Annotated in this window: 4 protein-coding genes and 1 pseudogene; 4 read left to right on the top strand and 1 reads right to left on the bottom strand. The window is 52.4% G+C overall.

Annotation, left to right across the window (positions count from 1 at the left end; all coding sequences use genetic code 11):
* On the top strand, positions 1-843 hold an 843-nt coding region (locus RTI30_RS12710), incomplete at its 5' end, for a primase C-terminal domain-containing protein (RefSeq protein WP_312283941.1).
* A 735-nt stretch (positions 844-1578) separates the two neighbouring features.
* Here RTI30_RS12710 and RTI30_RS12705 read toward each other — a convergent pair.
* Positions 1579-1872, bottom strand: coding sequence for a hypothetical protein (locus tag RTI30_RS12705; RefSeq protein WP_312283940.1), 294 nt, complete (start codon positions 1870-1872; stop codon positions 1579-1581).
* A gap of 146 nt (positions 1873-2018) precedes the next feature.
* Here RTI30_RS12705 and RTI30_RS12700 point away from each other — a divergent pair, with 146 nt between their 5' ends.
* The 3 genes and pseudogenes from RTI30_RS12700 to RTI30_RS12690 all read left to right on the top strand — a co-directional run.
* Complete coding sequence (locus tag RTI30_RS12700) at positions 2019-3326, top strand: porin (RefSeq protein ID WP_312283939.1); 1308 nt, start codon at positions 2019-2021, stop codon at positions 3324-3326.
* Positions 3327-3412: 86 nt separating this feature from the next.
* Entirely contained in the window at positions 3413-4084 is a 672-nt protein-coding gene (locus RTI30_RS12695) for a hypothetical protein (RefSeq protein ID WP_312283938.1), read from the top strand.
* 469 nt (positions 4085-4553) lie between these two features.
* Positions 4554-4737: pseudogene (locus RTI30_RS12690) on the top strand (hypothetical protein); the annotation flags it as partial.

Here is a 4737-nt window from a genome sequence, read left to right as displayed (position 1 = left end):
GCTGATCCCCGCTATGTCGGCTTGGTGTGCAAGAATCCGGCCCATACGGACTGGCTTGTCTGGTCCTTCCATGAGCAACTCTGGACCCTTGGCGAACTGGCGGAGTATCTGGACCTCGATGCGGCCAAGGCCCGGCGCTATGTCCCAGACACCCCGGAAGAAGCCTACCAAGAGGGCCGGAACGTGTTCCTGTTCCATATGGCCCGTAAATGGGCATACAGCGCGATTCGGGACTATTGGGCACCAAATGGCTTACCCCAGTGGCAGGATGCGATTTTGGGGCATTTATGGGCCATTAACGGGCAATTTCACGCGCCCCTCTATGAACCGGAACTCAGGGCCATTGCCAAGAGCATTGCCAAGTGGACTTGGCGGCGCATTACGCCCACAGGCCTGCAAGACCTCATCGAGCGCACCCACACGCCAGAGCTACAGCGGGAGAGGGGCAGGAGGGCCACCAATCAGGCAGAGGCAGGGCGACTAGGCGGACTGGCAGCGACCAACCAGCTAGAGATCGCCCCCCTTGGCGGCACAGCCAGCGGCAAGGCCCGCAGGCGATCCAGAGAGCAGGACCGCGTTACCGCAAGGCTCTTGCGGGCGCAGGGATACAGCTATCGACAGATCGCGCGGGAGCTTGAAGCGCACCACTCTACTGTGATCCGGTGGTGTCGGTGGGGTGGTGCACGAACCGAGCGGCCTATATCAGATAACAGCCAGCAGGGGCGGCTTGAGCGCAGCGAAAGAACCGCCCCGAATCGGCTGGGCCGCAGGCAGGTAGGGAGGCAAAGCCGACCGGCCACCTGCCGTCGCGGCTTCCACGGGTTTGCTGATGGCGGCACCTGATTCCGTCATAGCAGCGGGGAAACCCAGATCGACAGATCAGAAAACTAAATCAGGCTGGCTGAGGGCCTAGCGAGCGAAGCGAGCGCAGGAACGAGGCCAGCACTACGGTGGAAAGCGTATCGGCCAAGACATCGGCTAAGGGTAGTCGAGGCCTCCATGTCCGGCACGGAGGGTGAGAGGGTCCGGGAGAGAGGGTTCAGGCATGCCACGAAAAGTGGCGGGCCTGATTCTCGAATCTTGGAGAGGCCTTGGCGGGGATTCTGGTTGTCTGCACTAGTGACTGCGGCAGTCATCGCCTGAGCGGGTGTTATGCCGTGCTGCGCGTCCGTCTCTTTTGCGAGCGAGTAACGCGAGCGAAGCGAAAGAGACGGACGGGGGGAAGCCAATAGCAACGGGGGTTTTCAGCGATATTTTGCTGCATGAAATTTCATGAAATCCCCCTCCGCGTCCAATGGCGACGCGACCGTCGCAGACTGGAAGCGTCATCGGAAATGCCAACAGTACGGGCGCGACTGCGATAGCCAGGAGCGCCGATCTCAACCGCCTGTCTCTTTCGCGAACCGAAGGTGAGCGAAAGAGACAGGCGGTGGGAACCCAGTAGCGGCTGGCATTTCAGGGCAATTTTTGCGCATGAAATTGCATGAAATCGCCTCCCGACCCAGGATCGACAGCGCCCTGACCGGCACCGACTGACCCCCACTGCCCTCCCTGGGGGTACCATTCTTCGCGGCCCCGTCAACCGCGAACTAACCACAGCACTACAGAGACATGCAGCCGTGCCGTGCATGGGCCTGATGGTCTGCCAAGAAAAGCCCAACAAAGGGCCGTATAAAGCCCATAGAGCGTCTTTTCAGGCACGGGTGGTAGGGTAGTAGCACCAAGGCCGCCAGAGGCCAAAATCAGCCCGATTTGAGGCACGGAAAGGGGTCCAAAAAAAGGCGCAGCACCTTTACTTGATTCTTGATTCTTGGCTTGTTTCTGCCAAGAGATTGATCTTACAATCCCTATGAAGTCATGACTCTTCTTCAAGTCTGACTCCTCCTGACAAAGGCAGCTCAAAAGGCTGCCTTTGTTTTTTGGTTGGTTGCGATTTTCTTATACTGTTGTATAGTCAATACATAAGGTTGTGTTGCGGTACCTATAAAACGTTCTAGCTTTGTTGAGGAGGAGTAAAAATGAAGAAGAATTTCATTATGTTAGCAGTTGCAGCGGCTCTGGTTGCTCCTGTGTGTGCTATGGCTGCTGATGGCAGTAACAGCGATGCCAAGACGGGTCCCGTTCTGTACGGATATGCCCAAATTACCGGGGCCCAGCAGTTTGGTACTTCCATGAATGGAAATACTTCTAACCCCAGTGGATTGGTCTTTGGTGCTAACCGAATCCGCTTGGGTGTTAAGGGTGAAGCTGCCACGGGTGTGACCTACAATATTATGGCCGGTTGGGATAATGCAGCGATTAGTGGTAATAACACCAGCTCAAACGGCAATGTTGGCAATCTGTTAAATAATGGATTGGGTAACGGTGGTAATGCTTCCATTATTGACGCGTGGATCAACTATGCCCCAGTTCCCTTTGTGCAGCTGAAGGTGGGCAAATTCAAGCAGCCTGTTGGCAATGAGTATGTGGATGTCGATGGTAATGCATTGCCCTTCATCTTCCGGAGTATGGGTCAGTCTTTGCTACCTGGACGTTCTGCCGGCGCTATGTTGCACGCTAGCAATGTTATGGGTACGGGTGTTGGTTATGCGGTTGCCATTGCGGATGAGAGTTCCCTTGACTATGGATCAGCCTATAACTGGTTGACTACTTATTCCAATCCATTTGGAAGCGGCCAAGGTGGCTTCCTTAACGGCGGCGGTGGATATTTGGCTTCCGCTCGCTTGACCTATGATTTTATGGGTCCACTCCTTCACGCTGAAGTGAGTGGTTCTCGTATGACCTTGCCATCTGCGTCCTACGGTGGTCAGTCAAGCTCTCAAGCCTATAACTCTCTGTACACATGGAACGTTGGTATCCATGGCGGATTGATGGGTATCAGCTATGAGGCTGGTTACACCAATCTGCATACCGGTGCGACACGTTATGGGATTGCTCCTGGCTTTGTGGCCCAAGACTGGAATGTTGGTTTAGCTGCTAACCTGCATACCATGGGCCTTACTCCATCTTGGTTGGATATTGAGCCAGCCGTACGTTTCGATTCCTATAGTTATAACGGTGATTTTTACAGCATCGACAAAAATGGAAACATCAACAACTCTGGTGGACTCGATGCCAAGCTCGATAATACCACTATCGGCCTGAATTACTATGTCAATCCGAATAATCCCCATGCGGCGGAGATTCAGGTGAACTACATCATTCCAACCGCACGGGATGGGAATTGGGGAGGTAGTAGTCAAGCAGGTGCTTTTGGCGGAAACGGTGCCCCCATCAACGGTATGGCCTTCAACACGTTGATGTTGCAGTTCCAGGCCGGATTTTAAATATCGTTCTGTAGTACAATGAAGGCCACCATCTTTGGATGGTGGCCTTTCTGTTTTTCATTTCCGCTGAAGGAAGATCTTAACCAATGTCACTCATCAAGATAACCGCCGATGATGACAAGATTTTGCGAGAGCGTGTCTTATGCATGATGGACCTACGCAATGAAAAGCTCACAAAGTTAGCTAGAAAACTCAATCTGGATACAGGAGGTTTGTCTGGATGGGTAAACGGAGGGGTGCAAGGCCGGCTATCTATCAAAAAAAAGAGTTTGGTATCGGACTACCTTGGTTTATTACATGGATTCCTAGCGCCAAATAAAGTGCATGTATGGAATACGGATTCAGAAACAATAGAGAGTGCTATACCATTACTGCTTAGCAAAGAACTGTTAAATGGGATAAGGATAGTTCCAATATATTCTGGTGGTCAACCAGCATCATGCGCCTTGCTTGCATCATCCATGAATGATTACTTTGTTGTTATAGCCGAACCAAGAGATAATTCCTTACAACCCCCAATAATTACCCCGGAAAAAACGGGTTGGGGGATTTTAGAAAGCAAAGCTGTTTTTTCAACATCGGAATACAGAAGACTGAAAGAAGAAAAAGATATGGATATTTCTGAAATTTATTTAGAAATAATGATTCGCTCAATGACAAGGATAGATTCATCAATGATAGACTGGGTTTTTTTGATAAAAGAGGCTGTAATTGGTGGGTTAACTGTAGATGAAGCAAGGAAAAGATTGCTTGACTAAAGACAATTTGCGCCATTCTGTCTCGTGGGCCTGATTGACGGCAGAACGGATAGCCTGATTTTGCTAGGTTCTCCGCCTGGCAGTGAGGGGCAGTCATAAGACAAATCGGTGAAGCCGTCATTTTGGCTGGACCCCAGTGGCGACCCTTAGCGGGCCAATGGCAAGTAAACCAAACCAGAGCATCCAAGACCACCATTATCCTTTATCTTGCGTTCGCTCCTGTTGGTCAGGAACGGATGCTTGGCAGCTTTACGGCTCTGGGAGTAGATTCGCCGGATGACCTAAAACAGCAAGGACATTGTCATGAATCAGAAACGACAATGCCCCGATTCCTCTAGCTTTGGCCGGCATACAGGAGATCGGGGCATTCGGGTACTACGAGGCAACGGGGAAAAGTGTAGCAGCAGCTACACCCGATCACTAGCCCCCCGGTCCCGTCAGACAGCAGACGCGAGTATCGGAGGGCAGCATGGCCGCCGTTAATCTTCTCTTGGCCCATGCCCCAAGGAAGCCCTATTGCACCAACAACCTTGGCGCAGGCCTTCGAATCCGCCCCATAGAACTGGCCTTGGCCTACCGATACATCCAGCACAATCCGCCAGCGCAGGTCTGGACTATCGTGCTGGACGTGGATCGCCGTGTCTGCGACCCCG

This window comes from Candidatus Igneacidithiobacillus taiwanensis, from assembly GCF_031962545.1.
In the GTDB taxonomy this organism is placed as follows: Bacteria; Pseudomonadota; Gammaproteobacteria; order Acidithiobacillales; family Acidithiobacillaceae; genus Igneacidithiobacillus; species Igneacidithiobacillus taiwanensis.
Note: the sequence above shows the minus strand (reverse complement) of the source record. Positions and strands in the feature narration are given on the sequence as shown.

Bases quoted from the DNA above. Each gene is read 5' to 3' on its own strand.
- RTI30_RS12700 (WP_312283939.1), top strand. From the start codon at position 2,019: ATGAAGAAGAATTTCATTATGTTAGCAGTTGCAGCGGCTCTGGTTGCT.
- RTI30_RS12695 (WP_312283938.1), top strand. From the start codon at position 3,413: ATGTCACTCATCAAGATAACCGCCGATGATGACAAGATTTTGCGAGAG.